General features: G+C 72.3%; 18 protein-coding genes and 1 pseudogene. 10 read left to right on the top strand and 9 right to left on the bottom strand.

Annotated elements, in window-relative coordinates; genetic code table 11:
- Positions 1-201 precede the first annotated feature (201 nt).
- Both J7W19_RS20320 and J7W19_RS20315 read left to right on the top strand, forming a co-directional pair.
- Complete coding sequence (locus J7W19_RS20320; protein WP_004949078.1) at positions 202-1,965, top strand: acetyl/propionyl/methylcrotonyl-CoA carboxylase subunit alpha; 1,764 nt, start codon at positions 202-204, stop codon at positions 1,963-1,965.
- Positions 1,966-2,107: 142 nt separating this feature from the next.
- Positions 2,108-2,722, top strand: coding sequence for a TetR/AcrR family transcriptional regulator (locus J7W19_RS20315; protein WP_051072571.1), 615 nt, complete (start codon positions 2,108-2,110; stop codon positions 2,720-2,722).
- Between the two features lie 78 nt (positions 2,723-2,800).
- Here J7W19_RS20315 and J7W19_RS20310 read toward each other — a convergent pair whose 3' ends face one another.
- Together J7W19_RS20310 and J7W19_RS20305 are read right to left on the bottom strand one after the other, a co-directional pair.
- Positions 2,801-3,868 (bottom strand): DeoR/GlpR family DNA-binding transcription regulator, encoded by a 1,068-nt coding sequence (locus tag J7W19_RS20310; RefSeq protein ID WP_078587974.1) that lies wholly within the window; start codon positions 3,866-3,868, stop codon positions 2,801-2,803.
- 116 nt (positions 3,869-3,984) lie between these two features.
- The gene (locus tag J7W19_RS20305) at positions 3,985-5,406 is read right to left on the bottom strand and encodes an NAD(P)H-quinone dehydrogenase (RefSeq protein WP_004943867.1); all 1,422 of its coding nucleotides are present in this window, start codon (positions 5,404-5,406) and stop codon (positions 3,985-3,987) included.
- Between the two features lie 145 nt (positions 5,407-5,551).
- On the opposite strand from J7W19_RS20305, the gene J7W19_RS20300 reads away from it, so the two are divergent.
- From J7W19_RS20300 to J7W19_RS20280, 5 genes and pseudogenes are all read left to right on the top strand, one after another.
- Positions 5,552-5,989 carry a gamma-glutamylcyclotransferase gene (locus J7W19_RS20300; RefSeq protein WP_004943863.1) on the top strand — a complete coding sequence of 146 codons (438 nt, stop codon included), beginning with the start codon at positions 5,552-5,554 and terminating at the stop codon, positions 5,987-5,989.
- A 197-nt stretch (positions 5,990-6,186) separates the two neighbouring features.
- Positions 6,187-7,008 carry a purine-nucleoside phosphorylase gene (locus J7W19_RS20295; RefSeq protein WP_004943861.1) on the top strand — a complete coding sequence of 274 codons (822 nt, stop codon included), beginning with the start codon at positions 6,187-6,189 and terminating at the stop codon, positions 7,006-7,008.
- Positions 7,009-7,263: 255 nt separating this feature from the next.
- Positions 7,264-8,955, top strand: a complete 1,692-nt coding sequence (locus J7W19_RS20290; protein ID WP_004943858.1) for a phospho-sugar mutase — start codon at positions 7,264-7,266, stop codon at positions 8,953-8,955.
- A gap of 64 nt (positions 8,956-9,019) precedes the next feature.
- Positions 9,020-9,250 carry a hypothetical protein gene (locus tag J7W19_RS20285; RefSeq protein ID WP_004943855.1) on the top strand — a complete coding sequence of 77 codons (231 nt, stop codon included), beginning with the start codon at positions 9,020-9,022 and terminating at the stop codon, positions 9,248-9,250.
- A pseudogene (locus tag J7W19_RS20280) lies at positions 9,199-9,402 on the top strand (DNA-binding protein); the annotation flags it as partial. The gene J7W19_RS20285 and the pseudogene J7W19_RS20280, both read left to right, overlap by 52 nt.
- Before the next feature lie 228 nt (positions 9,403-9,630).
- Here the strand turns inward: J7W19_RS20280 and J7W19_RS20275 are convergent.
- From J7W19_RS20275 to J7W19_RS20260, 4 genes are all read right to left on the bottom strand, one after another.
- The gene (locus tag J7W19_RS20275; RefSeq protein WP_004943848.1) at positions 9,631-10,218 is read right to left on the bottom strand and encodes a YceI family protein; all 588 of its coding nucleotides are present in this window, start codon (positions 10,216-10,218) and stop codon (positions 9,631-9,633) included.
- 127 nt (positions 10,219-10,345) lie between these two features.
- On the bottom strand, positions 10,346-10,681 hold the full coding sequence (locus tag J7W19_RS20270) for a DUF6415 family natural product biosynthesis protein (RefSeq protein WP_004943846.1): 336 nt from the start codon (positions 10,679-10,681) through the stop codon (positions 10,346-10,348).
- A gap of 143 nt (positions 10,682-10,824) precedes the next feature.
- Positions 10,825-11,664 carry a helix-turn-helix domain-containing protein gene (locus J7W19_RS20265; protein WP_004943843.1) on the bottom strand — a complete coding sequence of 280 codons (840 nt, stop codon included), beginning with the start codon at positions 11,662-11,664 and terminating at the stop codon, positions 10,825-10,827.
- Positions 11,661-12,413 (bottom strand): DUF6879 family protein, encoded by a 753-nt coding sequence (locus J7W19_RS20260; RefSeq protein WP_004943841.1) that lies wholly within the window; start codon positions 12,411-12,413, stop codon positions 11,661-11,663. Before J7W19_RS20260 ends, J7W19_RS20265 begins: the two co-directional genes overlap by 4 nt.
- A gap of 416 nt (positions 12,414-12,829) precedes the next feature.
- Between J7W19_RS20260 and J7W19_RS20255 the strand changes: the two genes are divergently transcribed.
- Positions 12,830-14,311 (top strand): hypothetical protein, encoded by a 1,482-nt coding sequence (locus J7W19_RS20255; protein ID WP_004943838.1) that lies wholly within the window; start codon positions 12,830-12,832, stop codon positions 14,309-14,311.
- 42 nt (positions 14,312-14,353) lie between these two features.
- Here J7W19_RS20255 and J7W19_RS20250 read toward each other — a convergent pair whose 3' ends face one another.
- Positions 14,354-14,761, bottom strand: a complete 408-nt coding sequence (locus J7W19_RS20250; protein WP_004943836.1) for a winged helix-turn-helix transcriptional regulator — start codon at positions 14,759-14,761, stop codon at positions 14,354-14,356.
- Positions 14,762-14,875: 114 nt separating this feature from the next.
- Here J7W19_RS20250 and J7W19_RS20245 point away from each other — a divergent pair, with 114 nt between their 5' ends.
- Entirely contained in the window at positions 14,876-15,652 is a 777-nt protein-coding gene (locus J7W19_RS20245) for an SDR family NAD(P)-dependent oxidoreductase (RefSeq protein ID WP_004943834.1), read from the top strand.
- Between the two features lie 43 nt (positions 15,653-15,695).
- Here the strand turns inward: J7W19_RS20245 and J7W19_RS20240 are convergent, their stop codons facing one another.
- Positions 15,696-16,313, bottom strand: coding sequence for a PH domain-containing protein (locus J7W19_RS20240; protein ID WP_004943830.1), 618 nt, complete (start codon positions 16,311-16,313; stop codon positions 15,696-15,698).
- 160 nt (positions 16,314-16,473) lie between these two features.
- Positions 16,474-17,406, bottom strand: a complete 933-nt coding sequence (locus J7W19_RS20235; RefSeq protein WP_004943828.1) for a hypothetical protein — start codon at positions 17,404-17,406, stop codon at positions 16,474-16,476.
- Between the two features lie 232 nt (positions 17,407-17,638).
- Here J7W19_RS20235 and deoC point away from each other — a divergent pair, with 232 nt between their 5' ends.
- Entirely contained in the window at positions 17,639-18,631 is a 993-nt protein-coding gene (gene deoC / locus J7W19_RS20230; RefSeq protein ID WP_040889497.1) for a deoxyribose-phosphate aldolase, read from the top strand.
- Position 18,632: the final 1 nt, after the last annotated feature.

The raw sequence follows: 18,632 nt of genomic DNA, 5'->3' as shown, positions 1-18,632 counted from the left end.
CCGGATGATCGTCGAGACCTTGACCACATCCCGTTTCACCCGTCACCGCGCTACAGGCGGCGTACCGTGGGACATCAAGGGTTTCCGTGGTGTGCGGAACGCGCGCTTCACGCTCCGTGTGGGCAAGGTCACCCTCGACGTCGGGTCGGCACAGAGTGTCGCCAGTACCTAAACTCACCTTGTTTCAAGGAGGGAGCCATCGTGCGCAAGGTGCTCATCGCCAATCGTGGCGAAATCGCTGTCCGCGTTGCTCGTGCGTGCCGGGACGCCGGGATCGCAAGTGTGGCGGTCTACGCGGATCCGGACCGGGACGCCCTGCACGTCCGGGTGGCCGATGAGGCGTACGCGCTGGGTGGTGACACTCCCGCGGCCAGCTACCTCGACATGGCCAAGGTGCTCGCCGCCGCGGCGGAGTCCGGGGCGGACGCGATCCACCCCGGTTACGGCTTCCTCTCCGAGAACGCCGAGTTCGCGCAGGCCGTCATCGACGCGGGCCTGACCTGGATCGGCCCGCCGCCGCAGGCCATCCGCGACCTGGGTGACAAGGTGGCGGCCCGTCACATCGCCCAGCGCGCCGGCGCGCCGCTGGTGGCCGGTACGGCCGACCCGGTCGCGGGCGCCGACGAGGTCGTCGCCTTCGCCGAGGAGCACGGCCTGCCGATCGCCATCAAGGCCGCCTTCGGCGGTGGCGGGCGCGGTCTGAAGGTCGCCCGCACGCTGGAGGAGGTGCCGGAGCTCTACGACTCCGCCGTCCGCGAGGCGGTCGCCGCCTTCGGCCGCGGCGAGTGCTTCGTCGAGCGCTACCTGGACCGCCCCCGGCACGTCGAGACCCAGTGCCTGGCCGACAAGCACGGCAACGTCGTCGTGGTCTCCACCCGCGACTGCTCCCTCCAGCGCCGGCACCAGAAGCTCGTCGAGGAGGCGCCCGCGCCGTTCCTGAGCGACGAGCAGAACGCCGAGCTCTACCGCGCGTCCAAGGCCATCCTCCGCGAGGCGGGCTACGAGGGCGCCGGCACCTGTGAGTTCCTGGTGGGCCAGGACGGCACGATCTCCTTCCTGGAGGTCAACACCCGGCTCCAGGTCGAGCACCCGGTCACCGAGGAGGTCTCCGGCATCGACCTGGTCCGCGAGATGTTCCGCATCGCCGACGGCGAGGAGCTCGGCTACGACGACCCGCCGCTGCGGGGTCACTCGTTCGAGTTCCGTATCAACGGCGAGGACCCGGGCCGCAACTTCCTGCCCGCCCCGGGCACCGTCACCCGCTTCGACGCGCCGTCCGGCCCGGGCGTCCGGCTGGACGCGGGCGTCGAGGCCGGCAGCGTCATCGGCCCGGCGTGGGACTCCCTGCTGGCGAAGCTGATCGTCACCGGCGCCACCCGCGAGCAGGCCCTTCAGCGGGCGGCCCGCGCGCTCGGCGAGTTCCAGGTCGAGGGCATGGCCACGGCCATCCCGTTCCACCGCGCGGTCGTCGCCGACCCGGCGTTCGCCCCCACCGACGGCACGCCGTTCAAGGTGCACACGCGCTGGATCGAGACCGAGTTCCAGAACACGATCCCGCCGTTCGCCGGCACCGCCGCCGAGGACGAGGACGAGGCGCCCGGCCGCGAGACCGTCGTGGTCGAGGTCGGCGGCAAGCGCCTGGAGGTCTCCCTCCCGTCCTCGCTGGGCATGACCATCGCCCGCACCGCCGCGGCCGGCGGCGCCCGCCCCAAGCGCCGCGCCGCCAAGAAGGCCGGCTCGGCCGCCTCCGGCGACGCGCTGACCTCGCCCATGCAGGGCACGATCGTCAAGGTGGCGGTCGAGGAGGGCCAGCAGGTCGACGCGGGTGACCTGATCGTGGTCCTGGAGGCCATGAAGATGGAACAGCCCATCAACGCGCACCGCGCGGGCACGGTCAAGGGCATCACCGCGGAGATCGGCGGCTCGGTGTCGTCGGGCGCGGTGATCTGCGAGATCAAGGACTGACGCCGGACACGACGCGCGCGGGCCCCGGCCGTCCCCCACGGCCGGGGCCCGCGCGCGTCCGCACCCCAGGCGTGACACCCGGCCGTCGCCACCCCCATGACATCCTTGACACCGCGGGGAGCGACCGGAGGGACGGACGGACATGACGACCGAGACGGCACGGACGTCAGCACGACCCATGCGGGCGGACGCCCGGCGCAACTACGAGCGGCTGCTCGCGGAGGCGCGGACCGCCTTCACCGCGCACGGTACGGACGCCTCGCTGGAGGACGTCGCCCGGCGGGCCGGGGTGGGGATCGGGACGCTCTACCGGCACTTCCCCAACCGCACGGCGCTGATGTGCGCGGTCTTCCAGGGGGAGGTCGACGGGCTGCTGGCGCGCTCGCGGGAGCTGCTGGCCGCGCCCGAGCCGTGCCGGGCGCTCGTCGACTGGCTGCGCGCCGTCATCGCGCACGCCAGCACCTACCGGGGGCTGGCCCGGGCCCTGATGGCCGCCCAGTCCGACGAGGCGTCCGCGCTCGCCCGGTGCAGTCTGCCGATGCGGGAGGCGGGCGGCACGCTGCTCGCCCGGGCGCAGCGGGCCGGGGCGGTCCGCGCGGACGTGAGCGTGACCGATCTGCTGCAGTTGACCAACGCCATCGCGCTGGCGGTCGAACAGACCCCGGAGGACCCGGAGTTGGCCGACCGCCTGCTCACGCTGACGCTGCGGGGCATCCGGCCCGAGCGCTGTCCGGACCGAGCGGACTCCGCGGGCTGAGCGGACGCGGGGCCCGGCCCTTCCCCTCTCCCGCGACCACCATTCGGCTTTCACCCGAACGGGCGGTTCTGCGACCGCTCAGCGCCGCCGCGGTGCCAGGTCCGCGACACGGGCCGGCGGCTGCTCGCCCAGCGGCCCGGCGCTCCGGAGCTGCGCCTGCATCCCCGGCGGGCCGCCCTGCGCGGGCCCCGGATAGGGCTGGCCGTGCGGGTTGCCGTGGGCGCCGTGCCGGGCACCCTCGCCGCCCAGCGGGTGGGCGCGCCGCTGCCCGGGCAGCGGCGGCCCTTCCCGGCGGCGGGCGGGCGGGCCCGGCTCGCCGTGGGGGCCCGGCTGCACGCCGGGGCCCGCGACGGAGATGTGCACCCCCTGGTCGGCGAGCGCCTGGAGCTCCGTCGCCGCCCGCTCGTCGTGCGGCGGCGGCTCGTCGGTCACGAGTCTGGTGATCACGTCCGTCGGGACCGTCTGGAACATGGTGTCGGTGCCCAGCTTGCCGTGGTCCGCGAGGACCACGACCTCGGCCGCCGCCTGTACCAGGGCCCGGTCGACGCTGGCCGAGAGCATGTTGGAGGTGGACAGGCCGCGTTCGGCGGTCAGACCGCTCCCGGAGAGGAACGCCCGGGAGACCCGCAGCCCCTGGAGGGACTGCTCGGCGCCGCTGCCGACCAGCGCGTAGTTGGAGCCGCGCAGGGTGCCACCGGTCATCACGACCTCGACCCGGTTGGCGTGGGCGAGCGCCTGGGCGACGAGCAGGGAGTTGGTCACCACGGTGAGCCCCGGCACCCGCGCGAGCCGGCGGGCCAGCTCCTGTGTGGTGGTACCGGCGCCGACGACGACGGCCTCGCCCTCCTCGACGAAGCTCGCCGCGAGATCGGCGATGGCCGTCTTCTCCGCGGTCGCTAGATGGGATTTCTGCGGGAAGCCGGACTCCCTGGTGAAACCTCCGGGCAGCACCGCACCGCCGTGCCGGCGGTCGAGCAGCCCTTCGGCTTCGAGCGCCCGTACGTCACGCCGTACGGTCACTTCGGAGGTCTGGACGACACGGGCGAGCTCACGCAGCGATACCGCTCCGTTGGCGCGCACCATTTCGAGGATCAATTGACGACGTTCTGCAGCGAACACGAAACCGACAGTAACGCCAACGACCATCTGCTTTCAGCAGGTTGCACCAACTAACGGAAGTTGTTCGCCGAGCACCCCAAGAAGTGGTATAGGGAACCGGAAGGAGAGCCACCCCCTCCGGTCCCCCGGGGCCCCGGCGAGCCTCAGCCTTCCCGCTGGGCCTTCCGCGTGTGCAGCTGACGCGCCACTTCCGCGACAGACCCGGACAGGGACGGGTACACCGTGAACGCGTTCGCGATCTGTTCGACGGTCAGATTGTTGTCGACCGCGATCGAGATCGGATGAATCAGCTCGCTGGCCCGCGGCGCGACGACCACGCCGCCGACCACGATCCCCGTCCCCGGACGGCAGAACAGCTTGACGAACCCGTCCCGGATTCCCTGCATCTTCGCGCGGGGATTGCGCAGCAGCGGCAACTTGACGACCCGGGCGTCAATCAGACCCTTGTCGACGTCCGCCTGCGAATACCCGACCGTAGCAATCTCCGGATCCGTAAATACGTTCGCGGATACAGCCTTGAGATTGAGCGGCGCCACCGCGTCACCCAGGAAGTGGTACATCGCGATCCGGCCCTGCATGGCGGCGACCGAGGCGAGCGCCAGCACACCGGTGCAGTCGCCGGCCGCGTAGACGCCCGGGGCGCTGGTGCGCGAGACCTTGTCCGTCCGGATGTGGCCCGACTCCGTCAGCCGGACGCCGGATTCCTCCAGGCCCATGTCGGCCGTGTTGGGGATCGAACCGACGGCCATCAGGCAGTGCGTACCGCTGATGACGCGTCCGTCGGCGAGGGTGACCTCCACCCGGTCGCCCACCCGCTTGGCGGCCTGCGCCCGCGAGCGGGCCATGACGTTCATGCCACGGCGGCGGAAGACGTCCTCCAGCACGGCGGCGGCGTCGGGGTCCTCGCCCGGCAGCACCCGGTCGCGCGAGGAGACCAGGGTGACCTCCGAGCCCAGCGCCTGGTAGGCGCCGGCGAACTCGGCGCCGGTGACGCCCGAGCCCACCACGATCAGTTCCTCGGGCAGCTCCTCCAGGTCGTAGACCTGGGTCCAGTTGAGGATCCGCTCGCCGTCGGGCAGCGCGTCCGGGATCTCCCGGGGGTGGGCGCCGGTGGCGATCAGGACGGCGTCCGCGGTCAGCGTCTCCTCGCCGTCGGCCGTCCGCACGATCACCCGGCGGCTGCCGTCGGCCTCCCGCACCGGGTCCAGCCGGCCCCGGCCGCGCAGCACCCGGCCGCCGGCGCGGGTCACGGAGGCGGTGATGTCGTGCGACTGGGCCAGCGCCAGCCGCTTCACCCGGCGGTTGACCTTCCCCAGGTCCACCCCGATGACGGCCCCGTCGTCGACGGTGATGCCCAGCTCCTCGTACGAGGAGTCGAAGGAGGTCATCACCTCCGCCGTCGCTATGAGCGTCTTCGAGGGCACGCAGTCGGTGAGCACCGACGCCCCGCCCAGACCGTCGCAGTCGACGACGGTCACCTCCGCACCGAGCTGCGCGGCGACGAGCGCCGCCTCATAGCCGCCGGGTCCGCCACCGATGATCACGATCCGAGTCACGTACTCCATTGTCCCGCACCCATCAAAGCGACTCCTTCCGGGGCCTCCGCTGGTTCCGACGCCTCCGGACGCGGCGCCGGAACCGGAAGCAGGCGGTCCCTACGAGACTGCCATCCCAAATGCGGTCCCGCCTCACTCCCGTACCCTCAGAACCATGTCGCTCTACGCCGCGTACGCCGGCAACCTCGACGCGCGGCTGATGACGCGCCGCGCCCCCCACTCGCCGCTGCGCGGCACGGGCTGGCTCGCCGACTGGCGCCTGACCTTCGGCGGGGAGCAGATGGGCTGGGAGGGCGCCTTGGCCACCGTGGTGGAGGAGCCGCGGTCGCAGGTCTTCGTCGCCCTCTACGACATCGCCCCGATGGACGAGGAGTCGATGGACCGCTGGGAGGGCGTCGGCCTCGGCATCTACCGGCGGATGCGGGTCCGGGTGCACACCCTGGAGGGTGACGAGACCGCCTGGATCTACGTCCTCAACGGCTACGAGGGCGGCCTCCCCTCCGCCCGCTACCTGGGCGAGATCGCGGACGCGGCGGAGTCGGCGGGGGCGCCGCACGACTATGTGATGGAGATCAGGAAGCGGCCGTGCTGAGCTGTGCCGGCCCGTCCGGCGCACCTTCCAGCCCGTCCGGCGTTTGAGGACAACCGCGCGGAGCGCGGTTTCGGCGGGTCCGGGGCGCCCCCGCAGGCCACCCCGGCCCGCTTCGTGAGAAGCGACAAAGCAACAGTCGCAAGACCGTAACCTGCGACATCTACGCGCGTAGGCGCCGACCGGTTACCCTCGTCCGCGTGAACGCATCAGTTACTCCGGACATCCAGGCCGACCCGTACGCCGCGGCCGACGCCGCCGCCGCCCGACTGCGCGAGCTCACGGGCGCCGAGACCCACGACGTCGCCCTGGTCATGGGCTCCGGCTGGGTTCCCGCGACCGAGGCGCTCGGCACCCCCGAGACCGAGTTCCCGGTCACCGAGCTCCCCGGCTTCTCCGCCGCCGCCGTCGCCGGCCACGCGGGCACCGTGCGCTCGTACAAGATCAACGACAAGCGCGCGCTGGTCTTCCTCGGCCGCACGCACTACTACGAGGGCCGCGGCGTCGCCGCCGTCGTGCACGGCGTCCGCACCTCCGTCGCCGCCGGCTGCAAGACCGTCGTCCTGACGAACGGCTGCGGCGGTCTCCGCGACGGCATGCGCCCCGGCCAGCCGGTGCTGATCAGCGACCACCTGAACCTCACGGCGACCTCGCCGATCGTCGGCGCGAACTTCGTCGACCTCACGGACCTGTACTCGTCCCGCCTGCGCGCCCTGTGCAAGGAGGTCGACGAGACCCTGGAGGAGGGCGTCTACGCCCAGTTCCCCGGCCCGCACTACGAGACCCCGGCCGAGGTCCGCATGGCGCGCCTGCTGGGCGCCGACCTGGTGGGCATGTCCACCACCCTCGAGGCCATCGCGGCCCGCGAGGCGGGTGCCGAGGTGCTCGGCATCTCCCTCGTCACCAACCTGGCCGCGGGCATGACCGGCGAGCCCCTCAACCACGAAGAGGTGCTCCAGGCCGGCCGTGACTCGGCCGCCCGTATGGGCTCGCTGCTGGCCCAGGTGCTGCCCCGCCTGTGACGTCACGCCCGTGACGGGCGTGACGGTCGCCGCCGTCCGGAGGCGCGGATCCATCCACGGCGGGCCGCCGTGGGCGGGCCCGCGCCTCCGGCGCGTCGCGCGGCATACGGCACCCGGGCGGCCTTTCCGCCGTTTCGGGGAACACCGGTAACAGCCGCACCGCGGCGTGCCGCCCACCCACATCCGCACATCCCGCGCCGCCCGGCCCCGCACCGCGCAGCGGCCCGCACCCAGACAACCCCCCGGAGGAACATCGTGGAGCAGGAGCGAGACGACCTCCTCACCCGAGCCCGGACCTGGCTCGCCGAGGACCCCGACCCCGAGACCCGCGCGGAGCTCGCCGCGCTCGTCGACGCCGAGAACCTGCCCGAGCTGGCGTCCCGCTTCGCCGGCACCCTGCAGTTCGGCACCGCCGGCCTCCGCGGCGAGCTGGGCGCGGGCCCGATGCGGATGAACCGCGCGGTCGTCATCCGGGCGGCGGCGGGCCTCGCCGCGTACCTCAAGAAGCAGGGCCACCCCAACGGCACCGTCGTCATCGGCTACGACGCCCGTCACAAGAGCGCGGACTTCGCGCGCGACACCGCGGCCGTCATGGTCGGCGCGGGCCTGAAGGCGGCGCTGCTGCCGCGTCCGCTGCCCACCCCGGTCCTGGCCTTCGCCATCCGCCATCTGGGCGCCGTGGCCGGTGTCGAGGTGACCGCGAGCCACAACCCGCCGCGCGACAACGGCTACAAGGTCTACCTGGGCGACGGTTCGCAGATCGTGCCGCCGGCCGACGCGGGCATCGCCGCCGAGATCGCCGCCGTGGCGAGCCTGGACGACGTCCCGCGCCCCGAGTCGGGCTGGGAGACGCTGGACGACGCGGTCGTCGAGGCGTACCTGAAGCGCACCGACGCCGTCCTCACCGAGGGCTCGGCGCGCGACGTGCGCGTGGTCTACACGCCGATGCACGGCGTCGGCCGAACCGTCCTGACCGCGGCCTTCGCCCGCGCCGGCTTCCCGGCCCCGGTCGTCGTCGCCGAGCAGGCCGAGCCGGACCCGGACTTCCCGACGGTCGCGTTCCCCAACCCGGAGGAGCCGGGCGCGATGGACCTGGCGTTCGCCACGGCCCGCGACGCGGCGGCCCGGGGCGAGGCGCCGGACATCGTCATCGCCAACGACCCGGACGCCGACCGCTGCGCCGTCGCCGTCCCCGACCCGTCCGCCGAGGCGGGCTGGCGGATGCTGCGCGGCGACGAGGTGGGCGCGCTGCTGGCCGCGCACCTGGGCCGGAAGGACGCGACCGGCACCTTCGCGACGACGATCGTCTCCTCGTCGCTGCTCTCCCGCATCGCCGGGGCGAGCGAGGGCGTCGACTACACCGAGACCCTCACCGGCTTCAAGTGGCTGGCCCGCGTCGACGGCCTGCGCTACGCCTACGAGGAGGCGCTGGGCTACTGCGTGGACCCGGCGGGCGTCCGGGACAAGGACGGCATCACCGCCGCCCTGCTGGTCGCCGAGTTGGCCGCCGGGCTCAAGGAGCGGGGCCGGTCCCTGACCGACCTCCTCGACGACCTGGCGGTCGAGCACGGCCTGCACGCCACGGACCAGCTCTCGGTCCGCGTCCAGGACCTGTCCCTGATCGCCGCCGCCATGCGCCGCCTGCGCGAGCAGCCGCCGACGGCCCTGGCCGGTCTCGCGGTCGCGTCGGCGGAGGACCTCGCGGAGGGCTCCGAGGCGCTGCCGCCGACCGACGGTCTGCGGTACCACCTTTCGGGTGACGCCGAGGGCACCGTCTCGGCCGCCCGGGTGATCGTCCGTCCGAGCGGCACCGAGCCCAAGCTCAAGTGCTACCTGGAGGTCGTGGTCCCGGTCGGCTCCGCGGCGGACCTGCCCGGCGCGCGGCGCCGCGCGGCGGACACCCTCGCCGCGGTCAAGAAGGACCTGGCGGAGGCGGCGGGCATCTGACGCCGCTGCTCAGCGCCTTGTGAGGCCCCGTCCCCGGGGAGACCGGGGGCGGAGCCTCCGCCAGGTGGCGATACTGCCGTCCGCCAGGAAAGTGGGCGACGAGAAGGTGAACGGCACGCCCACGACGCACTACCGCGCCGAGCCGGACCTCAAGACGCTCACCTACCGCATGGTCACGGCGCAGCGCGCGAAGCTCGCGTCCTGCCGGGAGGGCATGCGGCGCTACCTCCTGCCCCGCGCGGACGTCCGGTCGCCGTGGGCGACGAGGAGGCGAAGACCGCCTCGGCACTGCTGATGTCCGCCGGTCTGCACGGCCACAAGTACGCCATCGACGCGGCCGTGGCCGAGACGGCCCTCCGGCAGCGGCGACCGGTCGTAATGCTGACCTCGGGCGTCGACGACATGACCAAACTGTGCGGAGACCGGATCCGGCTCATCGCGGTGTGAACCGGTCGGTTGCCGCGCCGGTGAGGTACAGCGGCCGACCGGCGCCTCACTCGTCAAGGCAGTCGGCGAACCCCCGGCAGGTCCGCCCGAGGTCGTCCATGTACAGCCGCCGCGAAGCTCCCGCTCCCGGCGACGCGGTCCAGACCGTCCTGAGCCCGGTGGATCAACGCGGTCCACCGGATCCACGCCACCGTCCCCCGCTCGCCCCCCCTCCACCCCGTCCGCGCGCTACGGAACGGCGCCCTCGGCCGCGGCCGTGTCGAGCACGGCCTCGACGTCCACCCGGACGTCGATCAGGTCGCTGACCACGACGCCGCCCCGGTCGACGGTGTCGTTCCAACTGACGCCGAAGTCCTGCCGGTTGATCCGCGTCCGCCCGGTGAACCCTGCCCGCCGCCGCGGCCCGAGGTCCCGGCCGTCCTCCCACCAGGGCGTGTCCCACTGGCCGAGGTAGGTCACGTCGAGCGACACCGGCCGCGTCACGCCCCGCACGGTGAGGTCCCCGTCGAGCGCGAACTCGGTGGAGCTCAGCCGCCGCACGTCCGTACTCACGAACGTCCACGTCGGATGGTGCTCGACGTCGAAGAAGTCCGCGCTTCGCAAGTGCGCGTCGCGCTGCGGCTGCCCCGTCCAGACCTGCGTGGCGTCGATCGTCGCCTCGACCCGCGCGCGTTCGGGGTCCTCGGGATCACACACGAGCGAACCGTGCACGTCCTTGATGTGTCCGCGCACATAGGTGACCATCATGTGCCGCGCCCGGAACTGGACGCCGGTATGCCCCGGCTCGAAGAACCATCTGGTGACTGTGCCGGTCATGGCGACTCCACGGGCACCGTCATGCCCTGCTGCCAGCGTAGTACGGGGTGGGGCAGGGCTGCGCGCCGAGCCGCCGCCGGCGTCCGGCTCGCGCGCCCCGGCTTCGCAGCCGGTCCGCGCCGGCGCCTCACTCGTCGAGACAGTCGGCGAGCCGTCGGCAGGTGCGCCCGAGGTCGTCCATGTACACCGCCGCCGCGAAGCTCCCGCTCCCGGCGACGCGGTCCAGATCGTCCTGCGCCCGGTGGATCAACGCGGTCCACTGGATCCACGCCGTCGTCCCCCGCTCGACCTCCTCCACCCGACTCCGCGCCACCCGCAGCATCCGCCGCAGGTGCCCCCGCAACGCCCCGGTGATCTCCCGCACTTCCGCCACCCGGGGTGGCCGCGCCCGCACCTGGAGGGCCCGGCGGACGGTGGCCCGGACGGAGACGAGGTCGATGGGTTCGATGTCGCCGGTCAGCATGGGGTCAAGTGCCGGGCGGGCAGCAGCCGTTGCCTCTACGGCGTAGGGAGCCTGGCCCGGCTGCGGAAGCTGTTCTCCGAATTCCATGGACGGAACGCTAGAGGCCCGCGCAACCAGTCGGGCTGGGAGATTCCCGAAAATTCTCACGTTCCCAGAGCGCGTCTGGCTCGGACAATCAGCGCATGCGCTGCGGCATCGTAAAGCGCGTCGCGCTCAAGGGTTTCCCAGGCTCGAACATGGACGGCGACGTCCTCAGCGTCGTCCAGCCACATCTCGGCATGCCACGTCTCAGTGATCACCAACCGGTCGTCGTGAATCGAGAAGCCCACGCCTATCGGCACCCGCAGCTCTGCGGAAATCGGCAGGATGCCGATGCGTACCCGCTTCCGGCCCAACATCTCCGCCACTCGTTCGAGTTGCCGGGACATGACAGGCGAAGGGCAAGGCCGTGCGTGGAGCGCACCCTCCCAAATCAAGAAGTGGAAGCGCCGTTCGCCGTCGTTCAGAACGCTCTGACGCTCCACCCTGGAACGGACGGCCGCGTCAATGTCACGCGGAGCCGAATGGAGGGCCGAGTACCGCACAAGAACGTTGTGGGCGTACTCCGGCGTCTGAAGGAGGCCCGGAATCAGGGTCGGATCGAAGCTGCGGCGCCTGAGAGTCCTTCTGGCCTGCGCTCCATGAACGTCCTGTACTGATCGGTACCCACCGGCGAGCTGCCGTCGCCACGACCGATACCGCGTCTCCAGTCCGCGCAACCGTCCGACCAGTTCCGGTGCCAGGTCCGGACACCCGGTCTCCCGGGCCCAGGCGGTGAGATCGTGCACAGTCGGCGTCTGCCTGCCGTTCTCCAGCTTGCTGACCTTGGACTGCGTCCACCCCAACCGCGCGGCAAGTTCGCGGCCTGTCAGGCCGGACTCGGTGCGCAGCTCACGGAGCAGCGCACCGAGGGACACCCGCGCATACTGGAAATCTGTGCTCACCCAGCGGAAGGTACCCGGCTCCTGAATTCTCCATACGGGACCGCGTGATGCCACGCCGCGTCGCGGACCTGGCACGCCCGCAGCACTTCAGCAGGTTCCGTGATCAGCTCCATGCCCACTGTGCGCTCGCCGTCGAAGTGGAAGCGTGCCACCGTGCGCGAGTCGAACAGCCAGAAGTCCGACAGGTTCACCCCGTACCGCTCGGCGTCATCGCGCCACAGGTAGCGGATGTCCTCACCCGCCGCCACATTTGTGCGGGCACAGGCCAGCAGATAACGCTGGTTTTCGCTGGGCGGGTTGTCAACCAGCCGAACGCGCTCGAACCGCTTACCCGATCGGACCATGCGCCGCACGTTGTCGAACCACGGATGTCCCACCTCGCCCGCCGTGTCGCCGCTACGGAGGAACTCGCCATAGGACGGCATGGCCTGATCCGACGCGTAACCCGTACGCGTCTCCAGACGCCAAGCCGTGTGCTCGAAGCCGTCGTTGATGAATTCGCTGATGCGCCGCTGTGGCACGAACTCCGGCACGGTGTTCGCCTCCCGAGGAGAGAAGTCGACCAGCAACGACCGAGGTACGACGACAAACGCTTCGCCGTCCTTGACGTGTTGGAGCTGTGCGATGTCCGTCGGGTCAGTCACCGCGTCACCCTGCACCACCACCGCACCGGTGTCCACGTCCTCGTACAAGGTCGGACAATCACCGATACCCGACGTGCTTCCCAGAACGCGCAACCGCCTTGCCACACCGTTCCCCTCACTGTTCGGAGGCACAACGTTTCCAGCATGCAGGCGAAGCCCCCCGCACTCGGCTGAGATTCGCGATTATTCGCCTGAGGGCGGCGCAGGAAGTCCGCACCGGATCGGGCTCGTCACGACCCGGCGGACCGCCTCCCGGCGCGCCCGGACCCCTGAAAGCAAAGGAAGTTGGGAAAGCCACACCCAACCAAACCCTCCCCGTCACCCCATCGGGTGACGCGGTGGATCGGGCGGCGAGCGGCGCGGTACGGTCGCGGCGAAGCACCCCACAAACACGGACGGCCCCCGCCGGGACTGGCATCCCGGACGAGGGCCTGATCATCAAGGAAGCGAAACCCTTCCCCATGACTGAGGCGCAGTCTAGCGCCCGTGCGTCCACGCGCACCGGGCGTCCGTACGGTGGAGTGACCCACCTGCGGCACCGGCACACGAGTCACTTCACCGTCGTCGGCAACCACCTCCCGCAGCACCGCGACCTGTCGCTGGTCGCGATCGGGATCGGGGTGTACGTGCAGTCGCTGCCCGACGGTGTTCACATCGGCATCAAGGACCTCGCCCGCCGCTTCCGCGAGGGCGAAGTGGTGATCGGGCGCGGTCTGCGCGAGCTGGAGGCCGCCGGGTACCTGGAGCGGCGGCGCGTCCGGACGGAGGGCGGCCAGGTCGTCACCGTCACGCGCTGGAACGAGCACCCGCGTGCGGGCGCGGGTGGCCCCTTCCCCGCCGCACCGGAGCCGGTGCGACGGGAAGTCGGCGGCGTGTCCCGCGACGCGCGAGGGGCGGCGCCCGGCGCACGGGCCCGGGGTGGCGCCCCGGCCGCCAACGGCGAGTGGACACGGGCACGACCCACCGGCCGCCCACCGGAACCGGCCGGCGGCACCTGCCACGAGGCCGTCGCCGCTCGGCAGACGTCCCCCGCCGACGGCGGGTGGGCACAGGCACGACCCACCGGCCGCCCGCCGGAACCGGTCAGCGGCATCTGCCACGAGGCCATCGCCGCTCGGCAGACGTCCCCCGCCGACGGCGAGTGGGCACAGGCACGACCCACCGGCCGCCCACCGGAGCCGGTCGGCGGTGCGTGCCGTGAGGTCGTCGCCGCTCGGCAAGGGACCCCAGGTGCTCGGCAGGCGTCCTCCGGGCCCGACCCACGCCGACCGCAGCCGGACCCGACGTCGGCCGCGGGGCCGACGGCGGCCCCGGTCCGGTCGTCGGGCTCGATCCGGTCGTCGGGCTCGGTCCGGTCGTCGGGCTCGGTCCCGTCAGCGACTTCGTCGGGGGCTCCGTCAGGCCCTCCGCCAACGGATTCGTCGAGGGTTGCGTCAAAAGTCCCGCCAGTAGTTCCGCCGGCAGCCCCCTCCCCCGCCCGAGCACCCGCGCCCACCTCCACCGCCGACCACGCCCCGCAGCAGGCCGCCGGGCCGAACACCCGTGAGCCGTACGCCGATCGCCCGGGCGAGCAGCCCGGCACCCACCCCGGCGGCAGGCCCCGGCCCACGCCCCCCGACCAAGCCGCCGCCGACGTCCTCGCCGCCCTCCGCCGGTACGACCCCCGCCTGCTGCTCTCCGCCGACGACGTCCGTGAGCTCGCCCCCGCCGTGCGGGCCTGGCTGGACCGGGACGTCGGGCCCGTCCACGTCGTCCGGGCGCTGACCACCGACCTGCCCGTCGGCCGGATCGCCCGGCCCGTACGGCTGCTGCGGCACCGGCTCGTCCGGGGGCTGCCGCCCGCGCTGCCCGACGGGCCGCTCCAACCGCCCGGAACCGCACCGGCGGCCACGCCGAAACCCCTCCCCCTCCGCAACTGCGACGGCTGCGACCGCGCCATCCGCGCCGCCCACCCCGGCGCGCTCTGCCGCGACTGCCGGGGGGAGGCCGTCACGGTGGAGTAAGGGTGAACCGGGCGCCAAGCCGGGCCGGGGCCCGCAGACGCATCAGCGCCGCGCCCGTGGCGGGTGCGCCTCGTCGTAGTGCCGCCGGTTGTTCTCGATCTCGTTTCGGTGGGCGGCGGCCCAGTCGCCCAGGGCCGTGGCGGCGGTCAACAGTGTCGAGCCGAGCTCGGTCAGCGTGTACTCCACGCGGGGAGGCACGCTGGCGTGGACCGTTCGGGTCAGCAGGCCGTCGCGTTCGAGCTGCCGCAGCGTCAGCGTGAGCATCCGCTGCGAGATGCCGGTGACGGCGCGGTGGAGTTCGCCGAAGCGGAGCGTACGGTCGCGGAGTGTCCCGACGACCAGGATGCTCCACTTGTCGCCGATCACGCCGAGGATCCGCAGGATCTGCCGGCACACGTCCTCCTCGGACTCGCCGGTCTCGGCCGCCGACACGTTCGGGATACGGGACAACGGTTACCTCCGTGTGCGTCGCCGACAGCGATGTGCCGTCTTGTCCCCCTCACCGTAGTGACGAAGCATGAGGCTGCGAACAAAGAGTAAGTATTGCCGCGAGGAGGGGACTTCATGGAGAAGACGCTGGTGGTCGTCGGTGCCGGGCCCGGGCTGGGGATGGGAGTGGCCCGCGCGTTCGGCCGTCGCGGCTTCCGGGTCGGGCTGATCGCGCGCACCCGGGCGAAGCTCGACGTCCTGGTCGACGAACTGGCCGGGGAGGGCATCACCGCCGCCGCCTTCTCCGCCGACATCCGCGACCGCGGATCCCTCACCGCGGCCCTCGCCTCGGCGGAGGGTGCTCTGGGGCCGGTCGACGTCCTGGAGTTCAGCCCCAGCCCGACCGGGCCGATCACCCACGCCGCGCAGACCACGGTCGAGTCGGTGACGGCGCAGTTCGAGCTGCATGTGCTGGGGGCCGTGAGCGCCGTGCGGCACGTGCTGCCGACGATGCGGGCCCGGGGCAGCGGCACGCTGCTCCTGACCACCGGCGTCTCCTCGACGGTCCCGGCGCCCTTCCTCGCCAACGTCGGCATGGCCATGGCCGGCCTCCGGAACTGGGCGCATGCCCTGCGCACCGAACTCCGGCCGGAGGGGGTCCACGTCGCCACGGTGACGATCGCCTCCGGCATCGTCCCGGGCGGCGAGACGGACCCCGACGCCATCGGGGCCAGGTACTTCGCCCTGCATCGGCGGCGGGACCGCGCCGAGGAAGTCATCGGCGACCCGGGCGCCTTCCAGGCCCTCGTCGACCGACGGTCCCGGGTGGCATCGGACGGCGACGGCACGGGGTCCACGGGCGTGTCCCGGCAGCGGGAGGCGGAAGGGCGCACGGCCCCGCGGCCGCGGTGAACGCGCCGTCCGCCCCGCCCACCACCCGGTCTCCGTACGTCGGTCAGATCACCGCGTACAGCACCACGCACAACACCAGCCCCACCAGCGACGGCACGATCAGCTCGTACGCCCACCGGACCGCCGTCTCCCCCTGCGCGCCCTCCCGGCGGGCGCAGCGCTCGGCGAGTTCGCGGAGGTCCTCGATGGCCTGGTCGGAGGGGGAGCGGTCAGGGGTGTCGGACGGGCGGAGGGTGGCCCGGTCGCTGATGCCCTCCGCCGCCGCGCGCTGCTGGCGGCCGGCGGCCCGCTTGCGCTGGCGGAGGGAGACGGGGATGGCCCAGAGCTGGTACTTCGCGGTCTCGGTCAGCACCTCGCTGGAGTATCCGGCGCGGACGGTGGCGACGCGGGACCACGGCAGGCTGATCGTCCGGAAGGGGTTGCGGACCAGGAGGCGGTCCTCGGAGGCCCAGACCGCGGGGCGCACGGTGAACGCGATGACCAGCGGCACCAGGAACAACAGCCCCGCCAGCGCCAGCCACGGCGTCCGGCCGGTGCCCCGCACGATCGCGTCGCCGCCCAGCCAGGCGGCCAGCGCGAGCAGCAGGACGCCGCTCGCGATGCCTGCGGCGGAGCGGTAGCGGCGCTCGGCGAACTCCGGCGCTTCCGGTGAACTCGTCATGGCCCGATTCTGCCGGACCACGAGCCTCCCGGACGTTGCAGTACGGCAACGCCGTACCGCCCGTACCAGCGGGAACGCACACATGAGGAGGGAAACGACGACACCGGGGCGGGCCGCTGGTGACGACGGCCCGCCCCGGTGCACAGGGTGATTCCGGGTGTTACTTGACGTGGTTCACCACGACGCAGCCCTTGGGCAGCTTCGGGAACAGCGCGGTGGCCGGGTGGCTGCCGGGACCGCCCTGCGTCTGGAACACGAACTTCGGCTGGGCGCTGCCGAGGTTGGTGATCTTCGCGATGATGCCCGCGTCCTTGGGGAGGGAGGGGTGCTTGCGGTCCAGGTGGGCGAAGTACGCGGGACGGCCGTTGTCGTCCGCCGTGTGCAGCCACGCCTCCGGGCCGCGCGGGGTGTTGTACAGGGACGCCATCGCGCCCGCGCCGATGCTCTGCTCCTTCTGCGCGACGCACTTGCCGGACGGGAGGGACGGGCCACGGTGGCCCTTGTCCTTGACCGCCGTCACCTTTCCGTTGCGGGCATTCAGCTTGACCAGGTAGTCGCCGCCCTTGCCGACGGGCTTCTGCGGGTGCTTGGCGTCCAGGACCGCCGCGAGGTTGCCGTTCCAGACGACGAACGCCGTGTGCTCGTAGCGCGAGTGCTGGTAGACGACGGCGCGGTTGTCCTTGCCGCCGGGCAGGGCGGTGATTCCGACCTGCGTGCCGCCGCGGGCGTTGTGGTGGCCGCGGTCCGTGCCGAGACCGATGTCCTTGGCGCGCAGCGAGCCGACCTTGCCGGTCATGACGTCGATCTCGATGAGGATGTCGCCGCGGAGGACATACGGCCGCTCGGCGTCCAGCACCCCGAGCTTGGCGCCCTTCGAACTGAGGAGCTCGGCGCGGTACTCGCGGCCCTTGGCGTCCTTGTAGACCTTGGCGACGCTGCCGTCGAGCAGCTTGACGGTCCGCACCGGCGAGGACTTCGCCGCCGCGGCAGGGGTGTGGGGCGCGGCGAACGCGGTGGAGACCGGGGCGAGCACGGCCCCCGCGACGGCGGCGGAGGCGAGGGCGATGCGCAGGGTGTGACGGCGACGGGACATGCGTGGCTCCTGGTGACGAGCGCTGGACGGCGGGTAGACGATCCGCATGCCGCTTTCCTCAAGGTGTGGGGCCGGTGAGTCGGGCGGTGCTGCTGGGAATGAATCTACGGAGCGTGTGTCATCGCACCGTCTTTCCTATGTCACCGGCCGTCGACAACAGGCGGACTGAGCGCTTCCACACCGTGCAGGGGGTGACACGCGCTACGCGCGTAGATATGCTCATCGGGTGACCATGCCCACTGTTCCTTCCCACGGCAAAGAAGCCGCGGAGCGACTGGCGTCTATGGCGGACGTGACCGCCTCCGACGGTGCGCTGCGCCGCTTCCTGCACGGCCTCCCGGGCGTCGACCCGGTCGGGCTGGAGGGCCGCGCCGCCGCGCTCGGCACCCGCTCGATCAAGACGACGGCGAAGGCGTACGCCATCGACCTGGCGATCTCGATGATCGACCTGACGACCCTGGAGGGCGCGGACACCCCGGGCAAGGTCCGGGCGCTGTGCGCCAAGGCCCTCAACCCGGACCCGACGGACCGCGGCACCCCGCGGACCGCCGCCGTCTGCGTCTACCCCGACATGGTGGCCACCGCGGCCGAGGCTGTGCGCGGCTCGGACGTGAAGGTCGCGTCCGTCGCCACCGCCTTCCCCGCGGGCCGGGCGGCCCTGCCGGTGAAGCTGGCGGACACCAAGGACGCCGTCGCCGCCGGCGCGCACGAGATCGACATGGTGATCGACCGCGGTGCGTTCCTGGCCGGGGGCTACCTGAAGGTCTTCGAGGAGATCAAGGCCGTCAAGGAGGCGTGCCGCCGCGAGGACGGCACCGCCGCCCGCCTGAAGGTCATCTTCGAGACCGGCGAGCTGTCGACGTACGACAACATCCGCCGCGCCTCCTGGCTCGGCATGCTGGCCGGCGCCGACTTCATCAAGACCTCGACCGGCAAGGTCGCCGTCAACGCCACCCCCGCCAACACGCTGCTGATGCTGGAGGCCGTCCGCGACTTCCGCGCGCTGACCGGCGTGCAGGTCGGCGTCAAGCCCGCCGGCGGCATCCGCACCACCAAGGACGCGCTCAAGTTCCTGGTGCTGGTGAACGAGACCGTCGGCGAGGAGTGGCTGACGAACGAGTGGTTCCGTTTCGGTGCCTCCAGCCTGCTCAACGACCTGCTGATGCAGCGGCAGAAGCTCAGCACCGGCCGCTACTCCGGTCCCGACTACGTGACGGTGGACTGAC

Source organism: Streptomyces mobaraensis NBRC 13819 = DSM 40847 (assembly GCF_017916255.1).
Lineage (GTDB): Bacteria > Actinomycetota > Actinomycetes > Streptomycetales > Streptomycetaceae > Streptomyces > Streptomyces mobaraensis.
This window is presented reverse-complemented; position numbering and strand designations above follow the sequence as displayed.